Raw genomic sequence first — 15,157 nt, forward strand, 5'->3', positions numbered from 1 at the left:
TTCCGCCCGAAGATATGCAGCGGTGGAAGCGCGAGCTCTTTTAGCGAGAGTGATGGTGATGGGAACTGTAGCGGGAATTGTCGTAGTAACCGTTGGCGCGACGATCCGCCTCCATTTGCGCCTGCAGCTCCCGACGATCCCGCTCATCCCGGTTATCCCCATTATCGTAATGATGCTTGTGCTTGTAATGGTGCTTATGCTTATCGCTGGCGAAGGCCCCAGTGGGCGTAAACAGGATGGCTCCGAGGACTATCAAAAGGAGACTAATTCGTTTCATAAGTAAGGTGACGACTTATTGGCCCTCTCCATTCAACTTACTTGGAAACAAGCTCAGCAGTCTGAAAGAGGATTCGGACGCGATGCCTGCACCGGTTGTTTAACTTCGCGGCTCATCTCGCCGTCGGCGCCTTCAGTTTCTCGAGCAGGTATTTTTCCACCGTCTGGTGCGGCGCGTCCGGCGCGCCGGGATAGTACAGCTCGCACGGCACGCCCAATTCCTGGCAATGCTCCTGGAGTTTCACGCCGAAATTCGCGGTGTGCGTGGGATTTTTCTGGTCCTGCCCCAGCGCCGGGGGCGCGCCGAAAGTCATGTAGATGGGCGGGTCGTCCGACGAGACCAGCGCGTAAGGCGAATACTCCGCGATCCAGGGCAGGATCGTTTCGCGACCGGCGAGAAACGCGTCGAACTGCGTGATCTTCTTCGCCGGGTCCGACGTGAAGAAAAAGGCGTGTCCGCCGTAGCTGCTGTTCGGCGTCCATTCCTTCATCTGCTTCGGGTCGAGCGTCGTCTGCGGCGCGGAGACGGCCGCGCACCACAGGCGCGTGGACTCGCGCGCAATCGGATCAGCGCTGTTCGCGTCGGCCATCTCGGGATGAAAGGCCAGCCACAGCGACGTGCAGGCGCCGGCCGAGCCGCCGCTCGCGCCGATGCGCGCCTTGTCGATGTTCCACTCCGCCGCCTTGCTGCGCACGAATTGCAACGCGCGCGCCGCGTCGTGCAGCGGGCCGTTCACCGGCGGCACCTCGCCATCGGCCGTGGCTTCGGGGATGAAACGATACTCCACCGACACTACCGAGATCCCCGCCTTGAGGAAGAGCGGGAGAATGCTGCTCAAGCCGCTGAGCCGGCCGCCACCCATCCATCCGCCGCCGTGAATGAAAAAGAGCAGCGGCGTCGGCTTGTCGGACTCCGCTTTCCAAAAGTGCAGCACCTGCTTGCGATGCGGACCGTAGGACACATCGTACGCCGTCGGGTTGGGCAGCAGTGGATTCGCCGCGAGCACCGTCTTCGCTTCGTCGGCGCCGATCTCACGCACGAAGAGATTGCGCCAGCGAATCTCGCCACCATGCGTCTGGAGCATGATCGGGCCCTTCGCCGGCAACGGCTGCGTCTTGTCGAAATAATTCTCCATCACCGCACCCTCCACCACCGCCCGCGTATTCAGCCACACCCAGGTCCGCGCGCCGATCTGCCGGATGCGCAACTGGTTCCATTGCCCGAACGGTTTGTCCGCCACCAGGATCGGATCACGCCCGAGCGTCTTCGGCGTGTTGTTGAAGAGCCCGCCGGAGCCGCGGTCCGGGTTGCGATCCGGGGCCTTCTCCAGCCACGGCTGGGTGTCGTCCCAGATCTGCACCTGCGGATTGCCGCGCAAATAAACACCGCTGTCCGCATGCGGCACCGTCTTGTATTCGATCATCAGTTCGATGTCGCCGAATTCCTCCTCGGTCGTCGCGTACGGCCCCGTGCCCTTGTTCAGCAGCTCGCCATTTTCCACGCTCCAGTGTTGGGAAAATTCCTCGCGCTGCTGTTTCAAGTTCGCCTCGCGCTTCTCCCCCTCCAGCTTCACGACCGAATGCGGATTCAGCCCGTACCAACCGGTGAGATCCTTGCCATCAAAGATCGCGCGAAAACCTTTCGGCGGCACTGGATCATCCGCGCGGAGCGAGGCAAGCGCGAGAAGCGTGAGGGCAAGGATGGCGATCGATTTCATGGGGGTATGGAGTTGGGGCGAAAGCAGCCCGTTCTGGCCAGCGACGCTGGCATTGGCAAGTGGAACCCGGACGATAGACTCCCCCATCGACCCGCATCAAACATTCATTGCCCCCTGATGAAATCCACTCTCTTGCTCCTCGCGCTCGCGTCGTGCGCTCTCGCCGCCGAACCACCGCCCGCCATCGCCCCGCCCTACTATTCGATTCACTACGAGACGTCCGACAAACCCGGCGAGCTCGCCATGCCGGTCACCTACACCCTCTGGATTCCCGAGGGTGCGAAGACGCTCCGCGGCGTCATCGTGCACCAGCACGGCTGTGGCAAAGGCTCGGGCGTCACCGGACTCACCGCCGCTTACGATCTCCACTGGCAGGCGCTCGCGCGCAAATGGGATTGCGCCCTCCTCGGCCCGGCCTATCAGCAACTCACCGACGGCGACTGCCGCCATTGGTGCGATCCCCGCAATGGCTCCGACGCCGCGTTTCAGAAAGCCCTCGCGCACTTTGCCGAAGAATCGAAACACCCCGAGCTGACCACCGTGCCGTGGTGTCTGTGGGGACATTCCGGCGGCGGCTTTTGGTCCAGTCTCATGCTCACCCTGCATCCCGAACGCATCGCCGCGATCTTCTTCCGCTCCGGCTCCGCCTACGCCATTTGGGAGCGCGGCGAGATTCCCAAGCCCACGCTTACGCCCGCCGTTTACGAAGTCCCATTTCTTTTCATCGGCGGCGTGAAGGAAGCGCAAGACCCCAGCCACGGCCCGGCCCGCATCGGCGATCGCGCCATGCTCAAGGCCTGGCGCGAACACGGCGCCCCCGGTGGCCTCGCCTCCGATCCGCTCAGCGGCCACGAGTGCGGCGACTCCCGTTACCTCGCCGTCGCTTTCTTCGACGCCTGTCTCGCCCAACGTCTCCCCGCACCCGGCAGCGGCACGCAGACGCTTCGGCCGGTCGACCCAAAGCTCGCGCAACTCGCCGCGCCCGGCGCCAGCACCGCGCAACCCGCCGGCGAATTCACCGGCAACCCCGCCGACGCGTCGTGGCTGCCCAGCGCCGCCTTCGCCAAAATCTGGAGCTCCTACAACGAGACCGGCCACCCCGCCGATACCACTCCTCCTCCCGCCCCCACAAACGTGCGCCTCAGTGCCGCCGGTGAACTCACCTGGAACGCCGAAGCCGATCTCGAAAGCGGACTCGGCGGCTTCCTCATCGAACGCGATGGCCACGAACTCGCGCGCCTCCCGCAAAAGCCTGTCGGCAAACTCGGCACTCCGCTGTTTCAAGGGCTGAACGGCGGCGACACCCCCGTCATCGCCGCACCACCGATGCGCTATCAAGACCCGAGCGCCCGGCCCGGCGAGCCGCATCAATACAGCATCCGCAGCCTCAATGCCGTGGGCCTCGCCTCCACCCCCAGCGCCGCAGCCGTGAAATAAATCCATGAAGATTCGCGTTGCCGTTTTCATCCTGCTCCTGGGCCTCGGCCTCGCAATCGCCGGCTACGCCTTGAAAAAGCGGATCAGCGCTATCTATGAACATTCGACCGCCGAGTCCGCCGCGCGCCGCACGCTCATTGTCGGCACCTGGAAGGAAGCCGCCAGCGGCGATGTCTTCCACTTCCTGCCGGACGGTTCCTTCACCGCCCTCTGGAATCTCGATGACACCGTGACCATCGACGAACCGAAGGGCGTGCTCACACAGAAATACCAATGCACACTCCACGGCGACTGGAGCGTGAGCGGCGACCAACTCCACATCACCATCCGCGCGCTCGACGGCGTCGACGTCCACGACGTCCAGCTTTCCGCTCCTGAGTTCAAAGAGAAATACGGCGCCGACAAGCTGGAGGAAGTGCGGAAGGCCATTGCCGAAACACTGGGTGGATCGCTGAAGAAGGCGATCGCCGCGAAGATCGTCGGGATGAGCGACACCTACACCACCATCTCCCTCGACGACCGCCAATGGATCGCCCGGGACCCCGACGGCACCAGGCACACGCGCCTCCGTTCCGATTGACGCCTCGCCCGCAAGTTACCGCTGACGCGCGCCCGAAATTTTCCTAGCCTGCGCGCCATGGCTCAACTCGAACTCGTCTGCTTCGTCTTGATGTTGGTCGCCGCGCTGGACATCGCGGCGCGCAAAATCCACCTGCCGTATCCCGTCCTCATGGTGCTCTGCGGCCTCACCCTCGGGCTCATCCCCCGGTTGCCCCAGATCGCCTTCGCGCCCGAGCTCGTCCTCCCCGTCTTTCTCCCTCCGCTGCTATTTCCCACTGCGTTGCTCACATCGTGGCACGATTTCAAAACCAACCTGCGCCCCATCCTCCTCCTCGCCGTCGGCCTCGTCCTCCTCACTATCGCCGCCGTCGCCTGGGTCGCCCACGCGTGCATTCCGGGTCTCCCATGGGCCGCCGCTTTCGTCCTCGGCGCCATCGTTTCTCCGCCCGATGCGATCGCCGCCACTGCCGTCTTCGAGCGCCTCGAAGTCCCCCGCCGCATCGTCACCATCCTCGAGGGCGAAAGCCTCGTAAACGATGCCGTCGCCCTCGTCGCCTATCGCTTCGGGATCGCCGCCGTGGTCACCGGCACCTTTTCCTCCGCCACCGCCGCCCTGGAACTGCCCCTCGTCGCCCTCGGCGGTGCCATCATCGGCTGGATCGTCGGCGTGAGTGTCGATTGGATCCAGCGCCGCCTCGACGACCCGCCGGTGCAAATCACCATCTCGCTGCTCGCCCCATACCTCGCCTATCTCGCCGCCGAACACCTCGAATGCTCCGGCGCCCTCGCCATCGTCACCGCCGGCGTCTATCTCGGCTGGCGGCTGCCGCGCATGATCAGCGCCCGCACCCGGCTGGAACTCACCTCGTTCTGGCAGATGCTCGTCTATCTGCTCAATGGCGTCGTCTTCATCTTCATCGGCCTGCAATTGCCCCAGGTCGTGCATGGCCTCGAACAGCAGAGTTCCTGGTCCCGCCTGCTCTTCCAGGCCGGCGCCGTCAGCGCTGTCGTCATCGTCCTGCGCCTGCTGTGGGTCTTTCCCGCCGCCTATGTGCCCCGGTTTCTTTTCCCGTCCATCCGCGCCCGCGATCCCTATCCCGACTGGCGCGACATCACCATCATCGGCTGGTCCGGCATGCGCGGCGTCGATTCCCTTGCCACCGCCCTCGCCCTGCCCCTCGCCACCGCTGTCGGCACACCCTTCCCCGGGCGCGACATCATCATCTTCGTCTCCTTCGCCGTCATCCTCCTCACCCTCGTCGCCCAGGGTCTCAGCCTGCCCATCCTCATCCGCATCCTGAAAGTCGAAGGCGACTGCAAGACGGAAGAGGAAGGCTACATCGCCCGCCTCGCCGCCAACCAGGCCGCGCTCGCCTACCTCGAACGCCGCGCGGCAACCGAAGTCGAAAGCCGCCCGCAACTCAATCTCCTGCAAGCCGAGTACCACGAGCGCATGGCCCAGCTCGAACACGAAGAGGACGAAGCCAGTGCCAACGCCACCGTTCCCGACGGCCCCGCCGCGTCACCCGCTCGTTTCCATCAAGCCGCGCGCGACGCCCTCCAGGTGGAACGCGACACCATCATCGAGCTCCGCAACCAACACCGCATCAACGACGAGACCCTGCGCATCGTCCAACGCGACATCGACCTCGCCGACGCCCGCCTCTCCGAGCGGGAAGCGTGAAAGAGAAATAAACCACGGATGACACGGATGGGCGCGGATCACAGAAAAGCTGCCTTTCATCCGTGCCCATCCGTGTCATCCGTGGTCAAAAATTCTTTGCGGTCCCGCGTGCTTTGCCCACCCCTCAATGACTCTGGTGCCGCGCCCGCCGCACCGCCCACCACACCCCGCCCGCGAGCAGCGGCAACACCAGCGCCACAATGAGCAGCGGCTTCACCTCGTAGCCCGCCGCCTCCGTCCCTTCCAGCGCGAGCTTCAGCAAATTCGCCAGGTAGTAAGTCAGCACCACCACCGAGAGCCCTTCCACGTTGTGCTGCAGACGCAACTGCGCCGCCGCCCGCCGATCCACACTCGCCAGGAGCTGCTGATTCTGGCTTTGCAAATTCACCTCCACCCGCGTGCGCAATAATCCCGTCGTCGATTGCACCCGCGCCGACAGCGCCCGCAACCCCGCATCCGCCCGCGAGCAAGTGTGCAACGCCTGCGCCAGCCGCCGGTCGAAAAACTCGCTGATCGTCTGGTAACCCGGCACCTGCTCCTCGCGCAGTTCGCGCACCCGCGCCGAGAGAATCCGCGCATACGATTCCGTCCGGCTGAAACGCGACCCGCACCGCGCCTGCAACCGCTCCGCCGCCAGCGAAAGATTCGTCAGATCGCCCAGCAACGCCCGCTCCTCGCCCGCATCCATCACCCCGATGCGTTCCACCAGCGCCACATGCTGCGCCTCCAGCATCTCCACCTCCGGCAAAAGATCGCGTGCCAGCGGCAGACTCAACATCGCCGCCAGCCGATACGTCTCGATCTCCACCAGCCGCTGGAGCAGCCGCCCATAGCGCCCCGTCGTCAGCCGATGCACCTGCACCAGGAAACGCGTCGCCCCGCGCTCATCCAGCCGGAAGGTGCTCCACACCGAAGCCACCCGTTCCACCACCCAGCCACCCACCAGCCGGTCCTGCGCAAAATATTCCAGCACCCGCTCCATCGTCTTCCCGGTGCCCGCCTCCTCCGCCGCCACCTGTTCACTGGCGATCTCCACCGCCGCCAGCACGCGCCCCGGAATGCCCTCCATCCAACCCGCCGGCAAAAGATCGATCGCCGATTCCGCAAACGGCACGCCGCTCTGCGGCGCAAACACCGTGAACGAAGTAAACTCCCCATGCCGCTCGATGCGCAGGTCCACCGCGCCCACGCGCAGCAGTTGAAACCCCTGCTCGTCCGGCCCCGCTACCACCCCTGGATACGTCGCCAGCGCCGCGATCGCCGCCCGGTGCGCCCCCACCTCTTCCGCCGTAAAAAGGATCGCACGATGCGCCACCATGACCTGACCTGCGACCACGGGAAACGGTCTGGCAAGAAGTTCGGCATGCAGTTCGCGGTATTGAGAGTGAAAACGCTCCAAAGGCACGGCAGTCACGATCGAATCCCGGGGACAACACGGCGCAGTATCACCAAAAAATGCCCGAATGAACAGCACAGACAGCGCGCGCCTCAGCCTTCATCCGCCTCACTCGACGGAACCCCCACGCCCGCACACACATCCCACCGGAAATTATTTTGAGAGTCGGTGGGGACGCCCCGCCGGCCACATCTTTTACTGGTGGCGAAGGTGGATCGCGCGCTCCGAGCGCGAGGGCCAACGGCCCGCCAACAAGCCAGCCTAGGGCAAAGCGAGTCTGCGAGCGTCGCCCTGGGTCTCGAATCACAAAAAGCGCCGAGCCCCAACGTGGGCGCCACAAGGGTCCAATCGGCCGAACCACACGCAACTTTGTTCCGCCCCTCCAGGGCTCGCGTTCGTGTGTTTACCGTACCTAGGGCGACGCTCGCAGGCTCGCTTTGCCCTGGGCTGGCTTGTCTCCGGCCTTTGGCCTGCGTTGACCGCGACTGTCAATTGCTTGCTCTTCCCAAATTCGTGAACCGCCCCCCCTACAGCAACCGATTCAATTCCTTCTCATCAAACCCCTCCACCTTCGTCCCGCCCACCATGATCAACGGCACCCCATTCCCACCCAGTCGCTGATACTCCAACTTGCCCACCCCGGACGCCTCGATATCGACCTCCCGGAAGGGAATACCTCTTTGCGTCAGGTACGTCTTGGCCTGCTTGCAGTACGGGCAGTGCGAAGTCGTGTACATCACCACCTGCTTCCCCTGCGCCCGCGCACTCACCGCCACCGGCGCGATCCGCGGCATCGCCTTGCCCCCGAGCGCCACCACCGCCCGTTCCGCCAGCGTCAACGGCCAATCCGTCCGCGCCAAAAGCGCCGGATCGGACGCCTGCGCCTCCTTGTACAGCGCCACAAATTTCTGGTTCAAAGCCGAATTGGGAATCGCCAGCCCCGGATAAATCGCCGTCGCCCGCGTCTGCGCCTCCTTCGCCGGATTCGGAGCCACCGCCGCCCCCCGCTGCGCCCCCGCCGCCGCCGGTTCCGCCGACACATCCTCCCCCGCAACAGCCGCGTTATGCTTCGCCCACATCTCGCTCAACCGGTCCCGGTTCAAGTACCCCGCCAGCGGCAGGCCAATCACGAGGAGCAAGACCGGAAGAGTTTTCATGGGAACACCCTACCTTCTGTCCGGATATTCGCCAGTTCTGTCTGCCGGGTAACTCCTCCGCGGAATATCCGCCAATCAGGGCTATTTGGTCGCGCTAAGAGGGCATATCAAATGTGATGCGGAGGAGGGAATTGAACCACGGATGACACGGATGGGCGCGGATGAAAGGCGCCTTTCTGTCATCCGCGCCCATCCGTGTCATCCGTGGTCAAAAATCCCAGACTTAGCGAGCCTGCCTCCTATCGCGCTCCGTCTTCCACGACGGATGAAGCCTCGGGATAGGCGTCCTTCAACGTCTGTATCAGTTCCATCACGTCCGTCTCAACGTCCCAACTCGTACTATCGACAGCTCGAATCAGAACGACTAGTGCTCCCTTTGAATCATAGCCCTCGATAACGCCATCGATTATCTGAACACAAGGCGTAACCAAATGTAAGAGCTCAAACGTGTTGAGGCTAACGCTAGGATCCAATGCATCAATCGTTTCTACTCCGGGACCGGGAGCCACCTCCCAAACGTGCAGATCCCATTGCAGAGGCAAAACTATGCGACCCCTGACCAATAAAATCTCGGCGAGTGACAAGTATGTCTCGGCATCCCAAGCGTTAATCGACAGCAGTGTCATATCTATGCGGGAAATTGGTGGGTGTAATAGGTGTCCGTCAATAAATCAGGACAACGCGCGACGCTTATCGAACCCTCACGAGCAGGACGAAATGATCGGGCGTGGCGGGCGTTGATTGATCGACGGTGGCGACGGGGGCGGCGGCGACCTCGACCAAAGACCAATCGCCGGATTCCACTTTGACGGAGTGCGTGACATCCATGGAGCGAAAGACGGGTTGCGCGATGGTGGCGCCGGACTGCGTGGGATAGAGGATCGTGTTCGTCCGCTCGACGAGGCGGAAGTGGAGGTCGAGCGTGTAGGCTTTTCCCAGCGCCTGGGCCTCGCCCGAGAAGATGACGCCGGTCTCGCGTTTGTCGGTCGCCTCGGGTTTGCCTTCGGCATCGAAGCTGGTCGGGTATTCCTCGGGCTTCGTGGCCCGGTACTCGAAGGCGTTCTTCTCGTTGAGGGTGGCGGTGAAGGTGGTCGAAGGCGTAATCGCCCGGGAGTCCGCGAGGCGGACGAGATTCGCCAGCGGCGGAATGTCCCCGCTAAAGCGCAAGAGCCGCGCCTCGACCTCCGCCGCCGAAGCCGAGCCCAATACAACGAGGAGAAAAAGAGCGGGGAGGAGGAGCGTTGTTTTCATAGGGGGAGGCTGGGCGGACCAGAGGAAGACCGGCACGCTAACAGGAAGGAAATCCGTCTTCAATCGCCACGCGGGGCTGCTGAAAGCGCGCGCTGCCCGCCTCGCGATTTTAACCGCGAATGGACACGAATAAACGCGAATGGCGGTCAGCACGGCCGAATGGCGAGCAGCAGCACGTTGTCTTCGTCAAATGAGTAGTAAATCGTGAGCTGCAAATCGCCGATGGGAGCCACGCTCAGCAGCCACACCTCCCCGTCTGCCGTCACTCCGGATCGCGGTTCACGTGAAAGCAGATCTTCCGCTCCGGCGATGAATTCCAGCGCTTGCTGTCCCTCCCCGACGAACACTTCCAACTCGTCGATGAATTCCGGCGAACTGACGATGCTACGCCGCCGATCCATGCCCCAGCGCGCGCCGGGCGCGCTCCTTCAAGCTCGCCGCAATGGCCAATTCCGAGGCCTTGGGATTACGGAAATCGATGCCGCGCAGAATCTGCGCTTTGCGCGGATGCCCTTCCAAAGCTTTCTCGGCCAGCTTGCGGCGGGAGTCTGGATCGCTCATTTTACCGCGCGCGGACTTTGCTCCCATGGAGCCGTCTTTGGCACGTGCTGGTTGGATCTTCGGCATGGCTTCACAGGATGCAATGGATGCGCTGAAAAGTAAAGCCCCGGCCACCACAACGGTGACGCTGACCGCCCCTCCATCCATTCGCGTCAATTCGTGTCCATTCGCGGTTCCTCCTTACCGCGCCAGCCTTGCCTGCCGCGCTTCTTCGCGGCGGCGGGCGGTGTAGACGTTGACCGCTTCGGCGGCGACGATTTCCGGCCAGTCGTCGCGTTGCAGGACTTCCGGCTTCCAGGTTTTCCAGTGAGTGAAGACGTCGACGAAGGCGAGGTTGAGCGCGGAGCCAGCCACGCCGATGTCGGGATAGCGATCAACCGTCTTTTGCTGGGAAAGCGTGACCGCCGGAGTCTCAGCCACCGCCACTTCCGGGGTCGTCGTCTGCGCGGAGGCGCCGAAGGCGGTGGCGAAGAGGAACAGCGGGACGAGGAGGAGATGGCGGGCTGGCATGGCGGCGGGTGGGGTTTTGGGCTGGGTCGGATCAGAGTGCAGTGGCGACGCCGGTTTGACTCCGGTCTCATTCATCAGACGGGCCGGTGACGCTTTTGCTTCATTCCTTGCCTGCCGGATCAACCGAAAATGGATGATGAACCACGGATGACACGGATGGGCACGGATGCTAAAGCCCCCCTTTTCCGCAATCCGTCCCCATCCGTGTTATCCGCGCCATCCGTGGTCAAAGGTTCCCATCCCATTCGCGTCGATTCGTGTCCATTCGCGGTTTCCAAATTTTGGCATCCCCTTGTTTGTGGCCTTCTGCTAGATGGGCGGGGCTATGGCTACTTTGCGCATTCACGAATTGCCGGCGCAGGAGCGTCCGCGGGAGAAGCTGGCGGCGCAGGGCGCGGGGGCGTTGAGCGATAGCGAGCTGATCGCGATTCTGTTGCGCACGGGCATGCAGGGGGCGAATGCGATCGACGTGGCACGCAAGCTTCTCGCGGAGTACCAGTCGCTCAGCGGGCTGGCGCGGTGCACGGTGGCGGAGCTGTCGAAGATCAAGGGCGTGGGGCCGGCGAAGGCGGTGCAACTGGCGGCGGCCTTCGGGCTGGCGTCGCGGCTGGCGCGGGAGACGCTCGTGCGGCAGCGGCTCGATACGCCGGAGCTGATCAATGAGTTGCTCGGCGCGGAGATGCGGGCGCTGACGAAGGAGTCGTTGCGCGCGGTGTTGCTGGATACGAAGTATCATCTCCTGCGCGTGGAGGAGGTGTCGCAGGGCAGTCTCAATGAGAGCATCGCGCATCCGCGGGAGATCTTCCGGCCGGCGCTGATCTACTCCGCCTTCGCGGTGGTGCTGGTGCACAATCATCCCTCGGGCGATCCCGCCCCGAGCAGTGCGGATCACCAGCTCACGCGCCGGCTCATGCAGGGGGCGGAGTTGTTGCAGATCCGGTTGCTGGATCATGTGATCATCGGCTCCGGCGACAATGGGCGGGTGCCCTACTTCAGCTTCAAGGAAGCGGGGTTGATTTAAGAGGCCGGGCCTCTTGAACATCGCCCGCCGACCGTCCAAGATCGCCCGCTCCATGATTCATCCCACCGCCGTCATTCACCCCGACGCCACGCTCGGCACGAACGTCATCATCGGGCCGTACGTGGTCATCGAGGGCGCGGCGAAGATCGGCGACGGCTGCGAGATCCAGGCGCATGCGATCATCGGTGCGCACGTGGAGATGGGACGCGGCAACCTCATCGGCTACGGGGCGGTGATTGGCGGCGACCCGCAGGATTTCGCCTTCAAGCCGCAAGTCCGCAGTTCGGTGCGGATCGGCGATGGCAACAAGATCCGCGAGTACTGCACGATCCATCGCGGGACGAACGACAATAGCGCCACGACAGTGGGTCACGGATGCTTCCTCATGGCCGGCGCGCATCTGGCGCACAATGTCTCGCTCGGCGACCACGTGATCATTGCCAACAATGCGCTGCTCGGCGGGCACGTGCAGGTGGCCGAGCGCGTGTTCATCGGCGGCGGCTGCGTGTTCCATCAGCACATTCGCGTGGGGCGGCTGGCCATCTGCCAGGGCGGGAGCGCCTTCAGCAAGGACATCCCGCCTTTCACCACGGCCGCGGAACGCAACGGGATCGCAGGCCTGAACGTGGTCGGGCTGCGGCGGGCCGGCTTCTCGCCGGCGACGCGGGCGGAAATCAAGGAAGCCTTCGCCCTGCTCTACCGCCGGGGGTTCAATACCACCCAGGCGCTGGCCGCCGCGAAGGGCAAAAGCTGGGGGGCGGAGGCGCAATCCTTCTTCGATTTCGTGGCGGCGGCGAAGAAGCGCGGGGTCTGTGATTTACTCGCCTCCAGGGGGGGTGGCGCGGCAGAGGAAATGCTTCATCCAGAGTGAAATATGGGTTGCCACGGGTAGCCGATGCGCCTACATAGCCGCGGCCCCCGAGGTTTGTCCGTCATCACATTCACTCATGCGTTATCTCCTACCGCTCTTCCTCGCGCTTTGCCTCATCGGTTGTGCCACCCCCAAGCGCCAGGCGCAACAGAACGGCCACGTCGGCCAGAAAGTCACCGTGCGCACCACGGCCTACACCCAAACCGAAGCCGGCGGCGCGAAGAATGCCATCGGCGGGCGCCTGCACTTCGGCGGCAGCATCTACAGTGCGGCGTCGGATTGGTCGTGGCTGCCGCTGGGCACCCGCTTCAAGCTCCTCAGCACCGGGCATGAATATGTGATCGAGGACTACGGCTCCGCCCTCGTCGGCAAGCAGACCATCGACCTTTTCTTCCCGAGCCGGTCGAGCGTGCGCGGCTGGGGCGTGCGCCATGAAGAGATCGAGATCCTGGAATGGGGCTCGGAGGCCATGAGCCTGAAGCTGCTCGCCGGGCGGTGCAAAAACGCGCACGTCGCGGTGATGGTGGCGCAGTTGAAGAAGCAGGGCGTCATTCCGGCTTCGTAGAGCTGTTTCTATTTTAATCGGTCTCCACGCCCTGAGCTTGGGTGGATGCCGAGCTGCGCGCGGCCTGTTTTCCCATCGCGCTCGGAGCTCGCGATCCACCCAGGCGCCATGCGTGTCACAGGAGAATGGGCAAATTGAGAGGCCCAAAATGCAATTTTCCGCAATGGAGCCAATGGAACCAATGGAGCCATGCACATTTTGCGCCGTGTCATGCCACACTTCCCCCGCATGAACTCCGACGATTTTCCACCGCGTTCGCCACGGCGAGATCGCCCACTTCCGGCCGGTCATCCGCCAGGGACTCAGTCAAGGCGGCCCGGCGAAGAAAAGAAACCGGTTCAAGGTAACTCAAGCTCCCTCAAGCCAATTCAAGGTGGTAATTTTCAAAACGGAGACCGCGAGCGCCAACCGGGCATTCCCCACGAATCGGCTTACTCTGGAGTTACGGTCAGTTCCGGCTGGTTCCGGCTGGTCACCGCCGCAGCGAGCCGCCCTCACCATCTCACCAGTCTCCCGGCTCTCTCCCACCGCCGTCTCCCGCCGATTTACTCTGGAGATCCCACCGATCCCACCCGATCCCACTCAAAAAAAATCACGTGGTTCACCGGCCAAGGCAGCCCGCGCCCAAGGGCGAATCCAGACCAGTCGTGCTCAGTCGTGCCTGATCGTGCCTCAAATTTTTCGCTCCGAGGGCCCCGACACGCTCCAGTCTTGCACACCGGCAGGCGAGTCGCGCTTAATGGCGCGGCCCGCTCACGGGCCTGAATCCCAGCTTAACCATGAAAATATTCGTCACCGGCGGCGCCGGCTACATCGGCAGCATCTGTGTGGAACAACTCCTCGAGGCGGGGCACACCGTCACGGTTTTTGACAACCTCACCGAGGGGCATCGCCGGGCCATCGACCCGCGCGCGGAATTGATCGTCGGCGACCTGCAAAAGGACTGCGATATCCACGACGCCATGGAGCACGCGCGACCGGACGCGGTGATGCACTTCGCGGCCAATGCCCTCGTCGGTGAGTCGATGGAGAACCCCTCGAAGTATTTCCGGAACAATGTTTACGGGGGGCTGAACCTCCTCGACGCCATGGTGGCCGTGGGGGTGAAGAAGTTCGTCTTCAGTTCCACCTGCGCGACTTTCGGGCCGCCGGATCGCCTGCCGATCGACGAGACTTTGCCGCAACGGCCGATCAATCCCTACGGGGAATCGAAGCTGATTTTCGAGAAGATCCTGCGCTGGTACGACGAGATCCACGGGCTGCGGTTCGTGGCGCTGCGCTACTTCAATGCCGCCGGCGCCACCGAGCGCTACGGGGAGGACCACCGGATCGAAACCCATCTCATCCCGAATGTGCTCAAAGTAGCGCTCGGCCAGAAAGAGAACGTGCAGATCTTCGGCACCGACTATGAAACACCCGACGGCACCTGTATCCGCGACTATATCCACATCGTGGACCTGGCGCAGGCGCACATGCTGGCCTTGGGAGCCGGGAAATCGGCCTTCTACAATCTGGGCACCGGGGGCGGCACGAGCGTGCGGGAGATCATCGCCACCTGCGAACGGGTGACGGGCAAAAAGATCCCCGTGGTGGAGAAACCACGCCGCCCAGGGGACCCAGCCCGGCTGATCGCCGGGTCGGACAAAGTCCAGCGCGAGTTGGGCTGGAAGCCGAAATATCAGGCCATCGACCGGATCATCGAGAGCGCATGGGCGTGGCATTTACGTAACCCAAATGGCTACGGGGATTAAAGGGACTAATACTGCCTTTTCTCTTGGCAACCTTCGGAGCGCTCCAGTAGCTTCGCCGCCTCGCATGAAACGACTGCTGTATTTGCTCGCGCTCTTATTGATTGGTACCTCGGGTGCCCGGGCGCAATTCGGCAGCTTTGGCGACGTGCCGATTGAGATTACCTCAGAGTCGACCCGCATGGAAAACGGCCTGGCGATCGCCGACCGGGATGTGGTCATCCGCTACAAGGAAACGATGATTTATTGCGACTATGCGCAATACAATCCGGATACACGTGACGTGCTTCTGACGGGCAGTGTGCGCATCTATCGGGACGGGCACCTCTTCACGGCCGAACGCGCCATCTACAATCTGGAGACCAAGATCCTCAATACCGCCGACTTCCGCGGCGACGTCA

Annotated in this window: 16 protein-coding genes; 9 read left to right on the top strand and 7 right to left on the bottom strand. The window is 63.2% G+C overall.

Features of this window, described 5'->3' with window-relative positions; all coding sequences use genetic code 11:
• Positions 1-283 (top strand): hypothetical protein (locus tag ABJF10_RS20120; protein WP_348546396.1); only part of this gene is annotated, 283 nt, incomplete at its 5' end.
• A 106-nt stretch (positions 284-389) separates the two neighbouring features.
• On the opposite strand, the gene ABJF10_RS20125 is transcribed toward ABJF10_RS20120, so the two are convergent.
• Positions 390-1,994 (bottom strand): family 16 glycoside hydrolase, encoded by a 1,605-nt coding sequence (locus ABJF10_RS20125; protein ID WP_348546397.1) that lies wholly within the window; start codon positions 1,992-1,994, stop codon positions 390-392.
• A gap of 117 nt (positions 1,995-2,111) precedes the next feature.
• On the opposite strand from ABJF10_RS20125, the gene ABJF10_RS20130 reads away from it, so the two are divergent.
• The 3 genes from ABJF10_RS20130 to ABJF10_RS20140 are packed head-to-tail and all read left to right on the top strand — an operon-like array spanning position 2,112 to position 5,676.
• Positions 2,112-3,431, top strand: a complete 1,320-nt coding sequence (locus ABJF10_RS20130) for a hypothetical protein (protein WP_348546398.1) — start codon at positions 2,112-2,114, stop codon at positions 3,429-3,431.
• Positions 3,432-3,435: 4 nt separating this feature from the next.
• Positions 3,436-4,011: a hypothetical protein gene (locus ABJF10_RS20135; RefSeq protein WP_348546399.1), complete on the top strand. Its 576-nt coding sequence runs from the start codon at positions 3,436-3,438 to the stop codon at positions 4,009-4,011.
• 57 nt (positions 4,012-4,068) lie between these two features.
• Positions 4,069-5,676 (top strand): Na+/H+ antiporter, encoded by a 1,608-nt coding sequence (locus ABJF10_RS20140; protein WP_348546400.1) that lies wholly within the window; start codon positions 4,069-4,071, stop codon positions 5,674-5,676.
• 124 nt (positions 5,677-5,800) lie between these two features.
• Here ABJF10_RS20140 and ABJF10_RS20145 read toward each other — a convergent pair whose 3' ends face one another.
• The 6 genes from ABJF10_RS20145 to ABJF10_RS20170 all read right to left on the bottom strand — a co-directional run bounded on the left by ABJF10_RS20145 (position 5,801) and on the right by ABJF10_RS20170 (position 10,551).
• Positions 5,801-7,090 carry a DUF3422 domain-containing protein gene (locus ABJF10_RS20145; RefSeq protein ID WP_348546401.1) on the bottom strand — a complete coding sequence of 430 codons (1,290 nt, stop codon included), beginning with the start codon at positions 7,088-7,090 and terminating at the stop codon, positions 5,801-5,803.
• A 509-nt stretch (positions 7,091-7,599) separates the two neighbouring features.
• Positions 7,600-8,229, bottom strand: a complete 630-nt coding sequence (locus ABJF10_RS20150; RefSeq protein ID WP_348546402.1) for a glutaredoxin family protein — start codon at positions 8,227-8,229, stop codon at positions 7,600-7,602.
• Positions 8,230-8,919: 690 nt separating this feature from the next.
• Positions 8,920-9,480, bottom strand: coding sequence for a hypothetical protein (locus ABJF10_RS20155; RefSeq protein ID WP_348546403.1), 561 nt, complete (start codon positions 9,478-9,480; stop codon positions 8,920-8,922).
• A 146-nt stretch (positions 9,481-9,626) separates the two neighbouring features.
• Positions 9,627-9,881, bottom strand: coding sequence for a hypothetical protein (locus ABJF10_RS20160; protein ID WP_348546404.1), 255 nt, complete (start codon positions 9,879-9,881; stop codon positions 9,627-9,629).
• Positions 9,865-10,197 (bottom strand): hypothetical protein, encoded by a 333-nt coding sequence (locus tag ABJF10_RS20165; protein ID WP_348546405.1) that lies wholly within the window; start codon positions 10,195-10,197, stop codon positions 9,865-9,867. Before ABJF10_RS20165 ends, ABJF10_RS20160 begins: the two co-directional genes overlap by 17 nt.
• A 24-nt stretch (positions 10,198-10,221) precedes the next feature.
• On the bottom strand, positions 10,222-10,551 hold the full coding sequence (locus ABJF10_RS20170) for a hypothetical protein (protein ID WP_348546406.1): 330 nt from the start codon (positions 10,549-10,551) through the stop codon (positions 10,222-10,224).
• Positions 10,552-10,876: 325 nt separating this feature from the next.
• Between ABJF10_RS20170 and radC the strand changes: the two genes are divergently transcribed.
• The 5 genes from radC to ABJF10_RS20195 form a co-directional block, all read left to right on the top strand.
• Positions 10,877-11,572 carry a DNA repair protein RadC gene (gene radC, locus ABJF10_RS20175; protein ID WP_348546407.1) on the top strand — a complete coding sequence of 232 codons (696 nt, stop codon included), beginning with the start codon at positions 10,877-10,879 and terminating at the stop codon, positions 11,570-11,572.
• A gap of 52 nt (positions 11,573-11,624) precedes the next feature.
• Positions 11,625-12,443 (top strand): acyl-ACP--UDP-N-acetylglucosamine O-acyltransferase, encoded by an 819-nt coding sequence (lpxA, locus tag ABJF10_RS20180; RefSeq protein WP_348546408.1) that lies wholly within the window; start codon positions 11,625-11,627, stop codon positions 12,441-12,443.
• A gap of 76 nt (positions 12,444-12,519) precedes the next feature.
• Positions 12,520-13,008 carry a 3D domain-containing protein gene (locus ABJF10_RS20185; protein WP_348546409.1) on the top strand — a complete coding sequence of 163 codons (489 nt, stop codon included), beginning with the start codon at positions 12,520-12,522 and terminating at the stop codon, positions 13,006-13,008.
• 779 nt (positions 13,009-13,787) lie between these two features.
• Positions 13,788-14,759, top strand: coding sequence for a UDP-glucose 4-epimerase GalE (galE, locus tag ABJF10_RS20190; protein ID WP_348546410.1), 972 nt, complete (start codon positions 13,788-13,790; stop codon positions 14,757-14,759).
• 64 nt (positions 14,760-14,823) lie between these two features.
• Positions 14,824-15,157 (top strand): hypothetical protein (locus ABJF10_RS20195; protein ID WP_348546411.1); only part of this gene is annotated, 334 nt, incomplete at its 3' end.

Source organism: Chthoniobacter sp. (assembly GCF_040003245.1).
GTDB lineage: Bacteria > Verrucomicrobiota > Verrucomicrobiia > Chthoniobacterales > Chthoniobacteraceae > Chthoniobacter.

What these genes read in the sequence shown, in the direction of transcription:
- galE (WP_348546410.1), top strand. Translation starts at nt 13,788, where the DNA reads ATGAAAATATTCGTCACCGGCGGCGCCGGCTACATCGGCAGCATCTGT.
- ABJF10_RS20140 (WP_348546400.1), top strand. Translation starts at nt 4,069, where the DNA reads ATGGCTCAACTCGAACTCGTCTGCTTCGTCTTGATGTTGGTCGCCGCG.
- ABJF10_RS20185 (WP_348546409.1), top strand. Translation starts at nt 12,520, where the DNA reads ATGCGTTATCTCCTACCGCTCTTCCTCGCGCTTTGCCTCATCGGTTGT.
- radC (WP_348546407.1), top strand. Translation starts at nt 10,877, where the DNA reads ATGGCTACTTTGCGCATTCACGAATTGCCGGCGCAGGAGCGTCCGCGG.
- ABJF10_RS20125 (WP_348546397.1), bottom strand. Translation starts at nt 1,994, where the DNA reads ATGAAATCGATCGCCATCCTTGCCCTCACGCTTCTCGCGCTTGCCTCG.
- lpxA (WP_348546408.1), top strand. Translation starts at nt 11,625, where the DNA reads ATGATTCATCCCACCGCCGTCATTCACCCCGACGCCACGCTCGGCACG.
- ABJF10_RS20130 (WP_348546398.1), top strand. Translation starts at nt 2,112, where the DNA reads ATGAAATCCACTCTCTTGCTCCTCGCGCTCGCGTCGTGCGCTCTCGCC.
- ABJF10_RS20160 (WP_348546404.1), bottom strand. Translation starts at nt 9,881, where the DNA reads ATGGATCGGCGGCGTAGCATCGTCAGTTCGCCGGAATTCATCGACGAG.
- ABJF10_RS20150 (WP_348546402.1), bottom strand. Translation starts at nt 8,229, where the DNA reads ATGAAAACTCTTCCGGTCTTGCTCCTCGTGATTGGCCTGCCGCTGGCG.
- ABJF10_RS20135 (WP_348546399.1), top strand. Translation starts at nt 3,436, where the DNA reads ATGAAGATTCGCGTTGCCGTTTTCATCCTGCTCCTGGGCCTCGGCCTC.
- ABJF10_RS20170 (WP_348546406.1), bottom strand. Translation starts at nt 10,551, where the DNA reads ATGCCAGCCCGCCATCTCCTCCTCGTCCCGCTGTTCCTCTTCGCCACC.
- ABJF10_RS20155 (WP_348546403.1), bottom strand. Translation starts at nt 9,480, where the DNA reads ATGAAAACAACGCTCCTCCTCCCCGCTCTTTTTCTCCTCGTTGTATTG.